Origin of the sequence: Paenibacillus rigui, assembly GCF_002234615.1 — a bacterium.
Classification (GTDB): domain Bacteria; phylum Bacillota; class Bacilli; order Paenibacillales; family NBRC-103111; genus Paenibacillus_S; species Paenibacillus_S rigui.
In genome coordinates, this window is record NZ_NMQW01000030.1 from 1 (window position 1) to 13524 (window position 13524).

General features: G+C 56.9%; 9 protein-coding genes and 1 riboswitch. Of the genes, 1 reads left to right on the forward strand and 8 read right to left on the reverse strand.

Annotated features, from left to right (window positions below):
• Nucleotides 1–458: 458 nt before the first annotated feature.
• Nucleotides 459–626, reverse strand: coding sequence for a hypothetical protein (locus CF651_RS32405; protein WP_179232901.1), 168 nt, complete (start codon nt 624–626; stop codon nt 459–461).
• Nucleotides 627–734: 108 nt separating this feature from the next.
• Nucleotides 735–882: riboswitch (cyclic di-AMP (ydaO/yuaA leader) on the reverse strand.
• A 116-nt stretch (nt 883–998) separates the two neighbouring features.
• Entirely contained in the window at nt 999–4160 is a 3162-nt protein-coding gene (locus CF651_RS20185) for an alpha-amylase family protein (protein ID WP_094016680.1), read from the reverse strand.
• A gap of 149 nt (nt 4161–4309) precedes the next feature.
• Here CF651_RS20185 and CF651_RS32415 point away from each other — a divergent pair, with 149 nt between their 5' ends.
• Nucleotides 4310–5533: a LacI family DNA-binding transcriptional regulator gene (locus CF651_RS32415; RefSeq protein WP_094016681.1), complete on the forward strand. Its 1224-nt coding sequence runs from the start codon at nt 4310–4312 to the stop codon at nt 5531–5533.
• A gap of 91 nt (nt 5534–5624) precedes the next feature.
• Here the strand turns inward: CF651_RS32415 and CF651_RS20195 are convergent, their stop codons facing one another.
• The 6 genes from CF651_RS20195 to CF651_RS20220 form a co-directional block, all read right to left on the reverse strand.
• Nucleotides 5625–6740: a metallophosphoesterase gene (locus CF651_RS20195; RefSeq protein WP_094016682.1), complete on the reverse strand. Its 1116-nt coding sequence runs from the start codon at nt 6738–6740 to the stop codon at nt 5625–5627.
• 137 nt (nt 6741–6877) lie between these two features.
• On the reverse strand, nt 6878–8398 hold the full coding sequence (locus tag CF651_RS20200) for an extracellular solute-binding protein (RefSeq protein ID WP_094016683.1): 1521 nt from the start codon (nt 8396–8398) through the stop codon (nt 6878–6880).
• A 59-nt stretch (nt 8399–8457) separates the two neighbouring features.
• Nucleotides 8458–9351, reverse strand: a complete 894-nt coding sequence (locus CF651_RS20205) for a glycoside hydrolase family 43 protein (RefSeq protein ID WP_094016684.1) — start codon at nt 9349–9351, stop codon at nt 8458–8460.
• A 71-nt stretch (nt 9352–9422) separates the two neighbouring features.
• Nucleotides 9423–11087 (reverse strand): MGH1-like glycoside hydrolase domain-containing protein, encoded by a 1665-nt coding sequence (locus CF651_RS20210; RefSeq protein ID WP_094016685.1) that lies wholly within the window; start codon nt 11085–11087, stop codon nt 9423–9425.
• Between the two features lie 220 nt (nt 11088–11307).
• Complete coding sequence (locus tag CF651_RS20215) at nt 11308–12645, reverse strand: ABC transporter substrate-binding protein (RefSeq protein ID WP_094016686.1); 1338 nt, start codon at nt 12643–12645, stop codon at nt 11308–11310.
• Between the two features lie 39 nt (nt 12646–12684).
• Nucleotides 12685–13524 (reverse strand): carbohydrate ABC transporter permease, encoded by an 840-nt coding sequence (locus tag CF651_RS20220; protein ID WP_094016687.1) that lies wholly within the window; start codon nt 13522–13524, stop codon nt 12685–12687.

Sequence of the window (13524 nt, forward strand, 5' to 3'; positions counted from 1 at the left end):
TACGGGGTTTCGAAAAAAAAATCCCGTGCGGGGGAGGGTCTCCCCAGTTCACTGCATCCTCTTTCATACCGTGCCGATCCCCTTACGCCGGAGGATTCTTCGCTGCCGCTCCAAGTTCTTAACAGCTTCCGTGGTCTTCACCCAAATAGACGGGGTTCGACTCCCTCTTCCCCCTCTTGCGAGGCCTTTTTGACGACGCGGCAGGATTCACTTCATGTTACGGCCTGGTATCTTGCTCGCCCTGTCTCTGACAGGTACTTTCGTCGACGCGCTTCTACGCACAGATTTCGCCGTACGCAGGCATCCTAGCTACGCGGGGGCTTGGCCCCTCCCGCGACCGGATTTTCACCGGCTAGAAGATGCGTGCCTCTGGGCACGCTCTATCAAAAAAAAGCCTACCGTCTGTTGAAAGACGATAGGCTCATTTTATATTTAACTATGACGGCCGTTCAGCTGGATCAATCCGGGACGACGAAGTAATTTTTCCCGTACAGGCTGACAACCTCTTCAGCTTCTGCTTTATGACCGCTGCGGTGGGCCAGAAACTGGATAAATTCATAGGCAGTCCTCTGATCCCGTTCATTCAGGCCGTCCAACAAATGCAACAACTTTTCCTTGCTTACCATAAGAAATCCTCCTCTCAAAATACAACGGGTGTCGAGATGGAAAGACTTTTTTGCTTGGAGGGAACACAAAAAGCACAAGGCTAGACCTTGTGCTTATAATAAGCAAATCTATCCTTCCCACTTCGCTTACGAGGTTAGCTGTCGGATTCGGGCAGTGAGAATTCGCCCTACGACGTGCAGCAGGCTGCCTGTCGATTCACCCCATGGTACTTGGTTCCCCCGTTTTTCTCAAAAGAAAACTCAGCGTCGATAATGAAATATTTAGCTGTACTATATTCTACCGCGTTGCCAAGCTGCTTGTAAAGCCCAATTGCTCCCAGAATAGCAAAAGAGAGCATGGCTTCCCATGCTCCCCCTTCACGCTGCATCCCGTTATTGTATATACTCCGTTATATGAACCGCGACTTCCTGCGGGCGATACACCGCAGTAATAGAGCCTTGCCGATCCGTCGCGAACATCACGGTGCGCTCGCTTTCCACGGTAAAGCCGTATACCTTCCCCGTCACCGGATTGCGGACAGAGACTTCGGCAGGCAGCCCGTATTCGGAGACGAATAGGAACAGCTGCCCTTGAGCGAACGTCAGCTTGCGTCCGTACAAGCCCGGCAGCTCGCCTCCTGCGAGCCATTCCAGCTCTTGCTCCGCGCCTGCCTTCGCAAGCGCGTAGGCGTACACCTGCTTCAGCGTCTCGGTGCGGAGGTTCTGCTCCAGCGGCAGCGGCGACCAAAGCAGGCGCCCTGCCCCGAGCGGCGCCTCGACAAGGCGTGGCGCCTTGCCCGCCCCGTGCTGCTGCACCAGCTGCTTGGCGCTGTCCGCGATGCGGGCGCCGCCGAAGGAGACCGGCAGCACGCGGCCGTTCAGCTCCAGCGCTTCCTCGCGCAGCACGTTCACGACCGCACCTGCGCCCAGCTCGGCGGTCAACCGTTCGGCCGGACGCCAATAGGCGTCCAGACCGATCGGTCCCGTGAACAGCAGCGTACCGCCGTGCCGCTTCACATGCGCGGTCAAGCGCTCCAATGCCTCGTCACTAAAGTTGTGCGGACTCGGCACAATGATCAGCTTCGGGGGATACGCCTCCAGAGATTCGAGATGGTATTCGCCCAATCCGCGCGCATGGACGTTCATCTCATACGAAAGCGTGCGGATGGCTCGGGTCGTTCCCTCATACGCCAGCTTGCGTGTGGAGAAATCGTTGGAGTAAGGGAACACGACAGCAACCTCCTCCAGCTCGCGTCCTTCGAACAGGTGGCCGATCTCGGCCATGAAAGCTCCAAAATCATACGATACCGAAGCTTCCGGCTTCTCGGTTCCGTCCGCCCGCAGCGCGCCGATATTGGACTCATTGACATTGTTCATATAAAAGTTGATATTCCAAATCCATTGCACCGCTCCGGCACCGCCCGTGGAGAAGGCGTAAGCGTATTTACGCTCCAAAATATTGCGCAGCTCGGCTTCGCTTCTTTTCGCCCGGCCATCCGGTGTCTCAATGTACATGATCCCGGTTTCCTGAATCAGATTCGGCTTGAGCGTATCCTTCGTGAAGACGCCGTCCCAGACGAGATCATCCATTTTCCACCATGAATGCACAGTGGTATAGTCGACTTCCTCGGCATAGAAAAACGGTGACGGCCGCTGCCCCCCCAGTCCCTCGTCCTGGCCTACGGTAACCAGCTGCTTCGGCTGAATCGAACGAATCGTCTCGATCAGCTGGGCTCCCCACCGATTGTGCATCTCCATCGTGAACAGCGTGTAGTCCAGCAGCGGACCGCTCTTCTTTGGCACGTTGATGGTCGTGTTGAAGTTCAAGTCTTCCGGCTCCGGCAGCTTTGCCGCCTCGAAGGAAGGCAGCTCCTCCGGCGTCATGTTCCAGCGCTCCTGGAGCTTGACGATTGAGCCATGACGTTCAGCGAGCCAAGCGACGAACGCTTCCTTCTCGAAACGGTCCTGCGCCGAACGCGGGCCGGAGAAAATGCGCTTCGGATCAAACATCGAAGGCTCGTTGATCAAATCCCAATGCACATGGGCCGTCTCGGCGTGGCGCGACACAACCGAGGCAATGAACCGCTTCTGTGCCTCAACGCTGCGCGGATCCAGGTACGGATTCACGCCCTCCCACAGCTCCGGCGTAAAGGCGAAGAAATTGAACGTAACCTCCAGATCATACCGCTTGGCAGTTAACAGGAACGCGTCGATCGCGCGCATCGTTTCCTCCACCGCATGGCCGTCGATGAACATCAGCTGCCGCCATGCCGTCCAAATCCCGGTACGGATCATATTGATGCCCGCCCGTTTCATCTGCGCCATATCCCGATCCCATACCGAGACGTTCGGCAGGTTCAAAAATTTGCGCGCCACATCGCTCGTCATGTACGTCATGCCGACAATAGGAAGCGGCTTGCCGTTTTTGCGGAAGTAGTCGCGGTCGCAGGACAGCATCTCGCCTTTCTGCAACAGCTCGGCATCGTGACCCCAGAAGCCCTGCTGGAGAATACGCCGCTCGCCTGAAGCCGCTCTTGCAGCACACTCCACGAAGTAAAAGCCCGCTTCCAGCTCGACCGGAAGACGCATCCTCGTGAACTGAAGCTCCCGTCCAACACTAGCCTGAAATTCGCCTTCCCACAGACGCTCATAGCGGCCCGGCTGATGAAAATCTCCCGGTATCGCCTCCTGAACCTCCGTTTGCACCGCTTTGTACAAGGCGACCTGATAAGTCCATTCCAGCGCCTGGTCTCGTTCCGCCCCAAGACGCTGGCCCTGCAGCGTTAAGGTCGCACGATCCCCCGGCTCATAGGAGGCATAGTTCGGCTTCAGCCAAAACTCCGTCACGCCTGCGGCCGTAAAATCAGCCCATTCCGCCAAAGCCGCAGCACCCCCGTTTTGCCAGAAGCGGCTGCCCAGCACTTGATTGATGAAAATCCAACGGCCGCCGGTAAATGGGCCCTTCGTATGCTCAAGGAGAATGGCCGGTGCAGCGACCTCCCGCTCCAGCCCGCAGCCGCTAATGCCTTTGAGCAGCGGGTAGATATGGGCGTCCATCGGTCCGCTGGAGCCCAATTGCCCCGGCTGGTCATCCGTTTTGGTCACATGGAGCACCACGCCGAAGGTTGGCTCGATGGTGAACAGCCCCTCTTTGCCCGCAAAAAGCGGAATCTCGCGGTGAGCCGCAAGCCTCGCTATAGGAGCAGGGTCAACCGGCAGCGCTTCATGGATATGAAGCTGCTGGAGATAGCCGGTTTGATCCGGCTCGGCTGCCCACTGGCCGTCGCGCCTGACCACGGGCGTTCGGAAGGGGGCTCCGCCCGCGGATAGCAGCCCTTTGCCGCTGCGGATATGGTTCAGAACGGCCTGCCAGGCCGCCTTCGGGAAATAAGGCCCGTGCAGGTGCACATAGGCGGGAGCATCGGCCAATGCCTCGGCCAAGCCTGCGGCATCCGTAACGGTATATTGCTGGCGAAGCTGCTGAAGCGCTCCTTCGTTGGGGCGTTCTCCGACATAAGGAAACGAGGGATCATAAAAAAGGACGGTACGCTGCATAAAATTAAGAAGCCTCCTTGTCAAATCGCTGCAATTTTGTTAGGTTTGTTAGGTTAACAGCACTTCAATTCTGGCAAGACTGTACTCTTGCGGCAGATGAAAGTCAACGATTATTTACAACCGAACCCACCTTGGGAGGAGAGCCTATCATGCCCAAAAAAATAACGATGCAGCTGATCGCCGACCGTCTGGGCGTTTCCAAATATACTGTATCGCAGGCGTTATCCGGCAAGTCCGGCGTGAGCCACGGAGTCCGCATGCAAATCATCGAGATGGCCCGGACGCTGGGCTACCGGCTGCCCTCCGGCAGCTCGGCACCTGGAGCATACGGCGCCAGCCCGTCGGGCTCTTACGGCTCCGATGCTCGGAGCGCTGTGCCCGGGGCCGGCCCGTCAGGTGCTCCCGGCCGCGACGCCCGCAGCGCGATGCCCGGGGCTGGCCCGTCGGATGCTCCCGGCCGCGACGCCCGCAGCGCTGTATCCGGCGTCGGCCCGTCGGACGCTGTCGGCTGCGACACTCGTGGCGCGATGCCCCGGCTGCTCCTCTACATGGAGCCCCGCTACATGGAGGAGCCGGACTTCTGGCGCCGCGTGCTCGACGGGCTGCTGTCCGCATGCCGGGACTACGGCTGGACGCCCGGCTTCCTGGAGCATGCTCCCTACGGGCACGAGGCGTTCACCCGCTCTCCGGCGGGGACCCCTGACGCAGCCGGGCTGATCGTCGTCGGCAAGACGTCCAGCCCCAAGCTGCTCTCCCTGCGGCAGCTCGGGCTGCCTATGGTGCTGATTGATCACGAGGAGCCGCTGGTCGAAGCGGACGTCATCCTGAACGCCAATCTGGAGGCGGCCCGGATGGCCTGCAATCATTTGCTTGCCCATGGCTGCAAATCCGTTATTTTCACCGGGCGGGACAGCTTCGCCGTCAGCTTCAAGGAGCGCTGGTGGGGCTGCCGGCTTGCCGTGGATGAATGGAAGTCGGCCCATCGGGAGCCGCCCGTGCAGCTGAAAAAATGGACCCTGCCCTACGGTTCACCGGGCTGGGTTATGCAGCTCGACAAGCGGCTGGACATGCTTCAAGCTTGCGGCGATGCGCTGCCGGAAGCATTCCTCTGCGCCAACGATCAGATGGCTTTGCAGCTCGTCGGGACGCTCCAGGCAAGAGGGATATCCGTTCCCGATCAGTGCCGTGTCGTCGGGATCGACAATATTACGAAGAGCGCTGAGGCATCGCCTTCCTTAACAACGGTTGAGCTGGCCAAGGAGGACTTGGGCCGACGGGCTGTTCAAGCAATGCAGCGCAAGCTGGGAAGCCGAGGCGGACTGAGCGAAAAGATCATCTTGTCCGCACGCCTGATCGTAAGGCAGAGCGGATAACGGCAGCATGCAAACTACGCAGGAGCGAAGCGGCTGAGCCACTGCTGCACACAAACAAGCGCCATACCCGAGTGACGGGCATGGCGCTTGATTATTTTTCAAACCGGATAATCAATTGAACAATCTCCGAACGGCTGGCGATCCGGATCGGCGGCCCCCAGGTGCCGAAGCCCGATGAAACAACGACATGCATCCGTTCTTTTTTCATATAGCCCCAATCCAGCTCGAACAGCCTGCGCGTAAGGAGATGATTCGGGGCGAACTGGCCCCGATGGGTGTGGCCGCATAGCAGCACGTCCGCTCCGGCCGCGGCCGTTTGCTCGAATTGATATGGCTGGTGATCCATCACCAGCACAGGGAGCGACGGCCGGGTATCGCCGAGCAGCTCGGCCGCCGGCAATCTGCCGTGTACCCGTTCGACGGATTTATCTTTTCTGCCCGCCACATAGAAAGCGTCTTGCAGAAGCACCTTTTCGTCCCGCAGCACCTGGATTCCAATCGCTTTCATCCGCTCCACGTATTCCTCGATGTGGCCGCCGTAATATTCATGATTGCCCAGCACTGCATACGTCCCGAGGGGCGCCTTAAGCTGCTTCATGACCTCGTCCATCCTGTTGCGGACAAAAGGCTCAATCGAGTCATCGAGCACATCCCCCGGCAGTAAGATCAAATCGGGCCGCAGCTCCTCCACTTGACGCACCAGCTTTCTCAAATGGCGCTTGCCGACGAGGTTGCCCAAATGGATGTCCGATGCCACGATAACGCGCAGCTCGGTTAATCCCCCGGCTTTTTTAGGGATATCCAGCTCATAAGTGCGTACAGCGGGCGTCCACGCGTTCCATGAGCCGCGGAGCATAAGCACCAGCAGCACCGCCGCAACGATCCCGCCGATCCAAGGCAAATACAATTGTTTGGACACCCCTGCCGCGGAGCACAGCCATCCGGCCAAATCGGCGAGCGGCAGCAGCAGCACGGCAAATTCCATGACGGCAAAATAATACGAGCCGATTACCTTCAGCAATCTTCCGACGAGGCCTTTCAGCAGGCGGGAACGCCCGATCAGGTAAGAGAACACGAGAAGTGCAAATAAAAGCCAATATACAACCGGGGCTATGGGCGCGGCGTAGTAAGACAGCAGGTAAGCGCCATGGCCTCCGATATACAGGTTAACGACAACAAATAAGATCAAAATCGGTATGAAGCCCATTCACTTTCTCCCCCATAACTGTTACGTTCTATGCCTCTTCCCATGTTGACATGCCGCCTGTTATTTGTCAAAATGCGGGACTGGGGACAAAATAAAAACACACTCGCGGAAGCTTCCCGCAAAGTGTGTTTCCATCCTTACTTTTTCAGCTTGGCATACGATGCCTCATATTCCTTTATAATCTGGTCGCCTCCGGCTTTACGCCACTTGCCCACCTCGGCCTCCCAGCCGGCCGCATCGATTTTGCCCATAATATATTTCGTAATGGCGTCGAAAATCATTTGTTCAAGCTCCTTCCCCCGGTCGGCATACGTAGCGGAAGAGAGCGTCAGGGCCACATTCGGAATCGCATATTTCAAATTCTCTCTGGCCAGGCGCGTCCCTTTCTCGCCAAGCGGCGTATCCTTGAGCGGCAGCACGTTGTAGCCCTCGATGTTCAGCAGGTTGTCGCGGTACGGCTTCACCTCCCGCTGGAATGCGGTAAAGTCCTTGAACTCGGTTTTGCCTCCGTCCGCCTTCACATAATGAGTCCCTTCGATTCCGCGCATTTGCAGCGTGGACATCGGTTCATCCATCAGCTTATCCAGGAATCCCAGCAGCTTCTTCAGCTCCGCCTCGGTTTTGACGGACGATTTGGGGATCGCCAGCAGCCCGTTGTTGCCCGGCTCCGCGGCTAATCGTATGCCCTGCGGCCCCTCGAACGGGGCATTGTCTACGATGCCGTTCGGGGTCGTCGCCGTCAGCCGGTCCTGCTGGCTTTTGGCTGCCCCCGCCACGGAGTTGCCGAGCCCTACCCGACCGGAATCGAACAGCTTGCCGTTCTCCTCCCCGCCAATGGCCGCAAAATCCGGATTGATCAATTTCTCCTCATACAGCCTGCGGAACAAGTTCATGACATCCAAATAGGGCTTCGTCATGAACTCCGGCGTCATTTTGCCGTCCACGATCCCCCAGCGGTTCACACCGCCCATGCTTACCGCAAGGCGGGTCAGCAAGGAGGAGTTGCCTTCGAGATACTTTTTATCCAGCAAAAAGCCGTACGTATCGTTTTTTCCGTTTTTATCGGGATCGTTCATGACCACCGTCTTCTGGACGCTGTACCAGTCCTCGATCGTTTTAGGAAGCTTCAGGCCGAGCTGGTCGAACCAGTCCTTACGATAGTTGTAGGTGGCCCGGCCCATATCCCGGTACAGCGGAATGCCGTACAATTTCCCTTCGACTTTAACGTTCTCGTAGTACTGCGGGTCCTGGGCGGCCAAGTTTTTGAACTCCTTCAAATAAGGGCCCACTTCCCAAAATTGTCCTGCCTGCATGGAGGCGACGATCGTAGGCACGTAATTCAGCTTCATGATCTTCGGGAGCTCTCCGGCCGTGATCATGACATTGATTTTCTCCTCATACGCGGAGGATGGCACCCATTGAATATCCAGCTTGCTGTTCGTATAGCTCTCGATGGCCTTCTCAACCGCGTTGCCTTTGGCGGGAATGTCCCCGACCTGGGGAAGCACCATCGTCACCGCGAGTGGTGTGTTATCTCCCTGCCCCTGCGCGTCACCCGACGCTTTACCCGGCTCCTGTGATGTACTGCTGCATCCCGTCAAGCTGCCTGCGAGCAGAACGGATGCTACTACGGCTGCATTCCATTGCTTCGTCTTCATGAACGTGAACACTCCTTTTTATGGTAGGATCATTTTCAATGCAACCAGCTGCAGCCCGCTCATTCTTCCATGAAGGCCAGCTTGCCGCCGTTGGTCTTTAGCTCCAGGAAAACAGGCCGCTCATTCGGTGTCTGATTCGGCGTATGGATTGTCAGCATCAGCCTGCCCTCAAAGGTACGGAAAATCATGCCATGGCCGCCGTCGCTCTGAAATAGCGGCTTCTCTTGCTGAATCCACGGACCCGTAACCTTGCCGCTCGCAGAGACAGCGACCCCCAGCGCATAGCGGCCATCGACGAAGCTGGCCCAAAGCATCTGAAGCGTTCCCTCCGGCGTGCGGTGCAAATAGGGACCATCCGTTACATACACGCCATCCGTCTTGATCTTCTCCGACACGAGAGGTGTCGTCCAAGGAGCCTCGGAAGCGTGGAATAGCGTAATCGGCTCCCTTTGTAGCGCTTTCAAATCCTCCGTGAGCGGAGCCGCACAAACGTGGCCGTCGGTGACGTCCTTCCATTCATGGCAAAATACCATCCAGGGACGTCCCTCCTCGTCGACAAACAACGTTCCGTCCAGCGAGTTCCAGGCTTCGGGTGTAACAGGGCCCTGACTGTGGGGCTCGAAGGGTCCCAGAAGCTGGTCGGATACGAGAACCGCCGTCCCCAGCCTTCCGTTGTCCTTCCGTCTGAACGTTGCGAACATATAATACCGCCCCTGGTATGCGTACACTTCAGGCGCCCAGAAATTCTCCTCCGCATAAAAGGACGCCCCCGGCCGGAACACCGGATACGGCCCCTCCCATTCATTCATATCCGAGCTCACATAGGCATCGAAGCCGGTGCCTTTGCCCCAAATGTTCTCATCCGTACTGCCGAACAAATAATATCGGCCTTCCTCCGGCACGGGAACGACGAAAGGGTCACGAATTTGGATCTCGCTTGTCTTCTTCAGCATGGCTGACTCCTCCTCTTGGTTCTTGCTCAGCGTGAATGATTCGGTCGCTCCGCTTCAAAATGGACCTCGCCTTAGGCATAGCTGGGCGGAATGACGCCGATATCGCTTCGGCTGATCCATTCGCCGTTCCGATACTCCAGCTGTTGATTGCCTTTGACGGAAAAAGGAATGTCCTGATCGTTATAGCGCAATCGGCCGCTCACCGGACGCATCGTCATGCCGATGACCGATTTCAAGATGCCGTCCCGATCCGTCACGACACGGATGCCGTTAGGGAATTCCAGATAGGCCTGATCCCCTCCGTTACGGTAAATTGCAGAGCCTTCGCGCGTATTGACAAGCTCGTACACGATGCCGTCTACTCTGCGGCTGTAAGCTGTTTCCTCGGCAACCTCTTCCCCGTGGTCCATCGCATAAGGCACGAGCCCCGTGAACCACAGCTCGCCTTCCGGCCTAGGCAGGATGCCGCACAGCCGCTCCACAAAGTCCAGCAAGCCCAATATGGCGGGGGAATACGTCTCGGTATATCCCTCCTCCCCGGTCCAGGGGCTCACGCATTGGCCGAACCGGCTCATCCGTGACAAGGCCGACATCATCGGCTGCACCAGCCACGTCAATTCCACGTACCGTCCGTGATGCTCGAACGCATGCGGTGTCCGAATGACCGTCAGGAAGTTGGTTGGGCCCGCCCAGCTGTTATAGTTCGAGAACGGATCGAAGCGCGGATCGTCCATAGCAATCGAGGTTAAAGGATATTTGGCAAAAAATTTACGGGTATTGAGCAGGTAACGCTGCAGTGCCGTATCGAACAGCTCCTTATCCCCTACCTCGCAGGCCAGCACCCTGAGCAGCACATCGGACTGCACCTTGACCCATTGACCATTACGGTCCATATCGTAGAAAAAAGCGTCGTCGGCATCGTAGCAGTACTCGAACAGACTTTGCCGGCTCGCCTCGGCTTTGCTAGTCCACTCGCTGGCGTCCTCCCCCAGCTCCTCGGCAATACGCGATAAGTATGTCCGCTGACAGTACACATTTGCGGTCAAATCCGGCGCGAGGAACGGAAGGATCGGCGAATCCGGATTGCATTCGGCTGCATTGCCGAGATGCGGGGTATCCGCCACATGCCAAAAGCGCGGAGACCCGTCGTGTCCGGTATCGAACGTGCTGAACGCCTCGACGCAGCCCGTGCCGCGCGTGTTGCGGAAGGTGGCAAGCCACGTATCGTACCGTTTCATCGCATCATACATTTTGCGGAGAAAATCCCGATCCCGCCCATGGAGCAGGTAATGGTTCCATACACTCCGCGCCAGCGGGGAGACCAGCTGAATTTGCCGGTAGGCCGGCCCGTGCTCCGTGATTTTATAGGGCATGAGCCCGTCTTCCCGCTGGTAGTCGGCGAACAATGCATAGCTTGCTGCCGAGACGGAGGGAATAAATCTGGACAGCAGCTCGGCGTTGATCGTCCCCGTGCTTTCCAGCCAACAGCCCAGGTAGACGCCTCCTTCATGCAGGATCGGCTTGTCAGCCCCGGACGCTCCCGTCGGCACGATGCAATCCAGCAGCTTGCGCAGCGCAAGGTAGTACACCTGCTCGAACTTCTCCGAGGAGGCGGCGAATTTCACGCCCGAGCGCCCCCACTCCGCCAGGACCGCATGATCGGACGGCTTGCCGAGCGTTCCCGCTCTGGCTTCCGTATCGATGCCGCGAAGCCGGGTCAGCAGCTTTGTATTCATAAGCTTCACTCCTGCTCTATAGATAGATTAAGATGATGGATGGACCCGTATGACATAAAACAGGCTCAGCCCGCCAACCGGCAAGGCTGAGTCTATTCGGCAAGGATAACCGGCTGCGCCATCTTTCCAGACGGCACGTGTTTTGTCAAGGGTGACGAAAGTTGTAAAACTTATGCTTTCTTAATCTGCGAACGAAAGGTCTAGCCTTTAACGATTCTCGTTATTTATTGTTGTTGAATATTTTCACGGTTCCGTTGTAGAAATCCTCGACGGCTTTCGGTACCGTCTTTTTGCCGAACCAAATTTCTTGCGCTGTCGTATCGGCCAATTTGGAATACTCGGTAAAGCCCGGAGGATTGTAGCTCACGTTCACCGGCTCTTTCTTGGTCGCTTCCGATACCCGCCCCGTGTAGTCATAGATGATCTGATCCACCGGATTCGCTTCTTTCTTCAGCAGCTCGCGCATAGCCGATGTGACGGGAACGCCGCGGTCATTGCCCAAAATCTTGGCGGCATCCGGGTCGTTAATCCAGTAGTTCATCAGCATAGCGACTTCCTTCGGATGCTTCGTTTTGGCGTAGCCGGACATGCCTTGGCTCGATTCAAACACAACGCCGGTGCCCTTCGGACCCCGCGGAACCTGAACAAGCGTCAGCTTATCCTTCGTTAAGTTCTGATGGGCAACCAGCTGGTTCGAGGCCGTAAGGTTCATCGCCACCTTGCCCGTCACGATGAGCGACTTGCTCGTATCGGTCGGCGGATTGGACACCTGCAGCTCCGGCGTGACGACGCCGCCGTCCTTGCGCATTTTATCCCAGTAGGAGAACCATTCCTCTGCATCCTTTTGCTCGAAGCCAAGCTTGGCGTTATCCATGTCATACAGCATTTTGCCGCGCTGTTTGAGCGAAATGTCCATGCCGTCCACCGTGAAGTCGTACGTTCCGTAGTAGCCTTTGCCCAGCTTATCCGCAATGTCCTTGCTCGTCTTGGCGTACTCCTCCCAAGTCCAGCCGTCCTTCGGCACCGGAATGCCTGCTTTGTTGAACAGCTCCGTGTTGACGATAATTCCGCGCGCATTGGCCCCGGCCGAAATATGCAGCAGCTTGCCCTTGACCGTACCGTACTGGATCATGCCCTTGTCCATATCGCTCAGGTTCAGCTCTTTGCCCACATAAGGATCCAGCTCGAGCAGTACCCCTTTATTCGCATAGTCCACCATATTACCGCCAAGGAAGAAGACATCCGGAGCCGTCCCGGAAGCGAGCTGGGTGTTCAGCTTGTCGAAGTAGCCGGAGCTTGGCGCGAACTCTCCGACGATTTTGATATTCGGATTTTTCTCCTCGAATTTGCGCAGCGCCGCATTCGTCAGATCCGCGCGCTTCTGGTCGCCCCACCACATAATCCGCAGCTCGACCGGGGCCGTTTTGCTTCCTGCAGCGGCTTGATCCCCTTTGGCCCCTGCCGCACCGCTGCTGCCGGTACCTGTCCCGCCGGAGCAGGCTGTCGTCAATGCCATAAATGCGCTCATGAGCAAGAAAAGACTTTTTTTCGTTTTCATCCGATACATCCCCTTTTTATGGTCATCCATAGAATGAACTTACTTTAAACCCGTCGTTGAGATCCCATCGACAAAATGCTTTTGAAAAGTGAGGAAGATTGCCATGATCGGCACCAGTGACAGGACGGACATGGCCAGCAGCGCCCCCCAATCGGATTGGCCCGAAGGGTCGAACAGCGAACGAATGCCCAGCTGCACCGTAAACAGCTTGATGTTGTTCAAGTAAATCATCTGGCTGAAGAAATCATCCCACGTCCAAATGAACGTAAAGATGGAGGTTGTTATCAAGGCCGGAATGAGCAGCGGCAGGACGATCCGGAAATAAATCTGGCTTTGCCCGCAGCCGTCGATTGTAGCGCTTTCATCAAGCTCCTTCGGAATGCCCCGAATGAATTGAACCATCAGCAGAATGAAGAACGAATCATGAGCAAGCCATTTCGGCACAACCAGCGGGTAGAACGTGTTGATCCATTCGAACTTGTTATACAAAATGTACTGCGGCACCAGCGTGACGTGGTAAGGCAGCATAATGGTGACCAGCATCAGGCTGAACCACAGCTTTTTCCCGCGAAATTCGAGCCGGGCGAAAGCGAATGCCGTGAGCGAGCACGTGATGACATTGCCTAGTACCGACAAGACCGAGATTTGAAGCGAATTGGCGAAAAAGGTGCCGAACGTCGTGCCCTGCAGTCCCTTCCAGCCGTTAACGTAGTTATCCAGCGTGAACGAGGACGGCCAAACGCTCGTATCGGTAAAAATTTGCTGATTCGGCTTAAAGGAGCTGCCAAGCAGCCAGAGCACCGGGTACAGCATCACGAGCCCCAGCAGTATAATGACTGCATGCTTGCCGAGCTTTGCAGCTATCGCTCTCTGTGCCAT

What these genes read in the sequence shown, in the direction of transcription:
- CF651_RS20210 (WP_094016685.1), bottom strand. Translation starts at nt 11,087, where the DNA reads ATGAATACAAAGCTGCTGACCCGGCTTCGCGGCATCGATACGGAAGCC.
- CF651_RS20200 (WP_094016683.1), bottom strand. Translation starts at nt 8,398, where the DNA reads ATGAAGACGAAGCAATGGAATGCAGCCGTAGTAGCATCCGTTCTGCTC.
- CF651_RS20205 (WP_094016684.1), bottom strand. Translation starts at nt 9,351, where the DNA reads ATGCTGAAGAAGACAAGCGAGATCCAAATTCGTGACCCTTTCGTCGTT.
- CF651_RS20195 (WP_094016682.1), bottom strand. Translation starts at nt 6,740, where the DNA reads ATGGGCTTCATACCGATTTTGATCTTATTTGTTGTCGTTAACCTGTAT.
- CF651_RS20185 (WP_094016680.1), bottom strand. Translation starts at nt 4,160, where the DNA reads ATGCAGCGTACCGTCCTTTTTTATGATCCCTCGTTTCCTTATGTCGGA.
- CF651_RS32405 (WP_179232901.1), bottom strand. Translation starts at nt 626, where the DNA reads ATGGTAAGCAAGGAAAAGTTGTTGCATTTGTTGGACGGCCTGAATGAA.
- CF651_RS32415 (WP_094016681.1), top strand. Translation starts at nt 4,310, where the DNA reads ATGCCCAAAAAAATAACGATGCAGCTGATCGCCGACCGTCTGGGCGTT.
- CF651_RS20215 (WP_094016686.1), bottom strand. Translation starts at nt 12,645, where the DNA reads ATGAAAACGAAAAAAAGTCTTTTCTTGCTCATGAGCGCATTTATGGCA.
- CF651_RS20220 (WP_094016687.1), bottom strand. Translation starts at nt 13,524, where the DNA reads ATGGCACAGAGAGCGATAGCTGCAAAGCTCGGCAAGCATGCAGTCATT.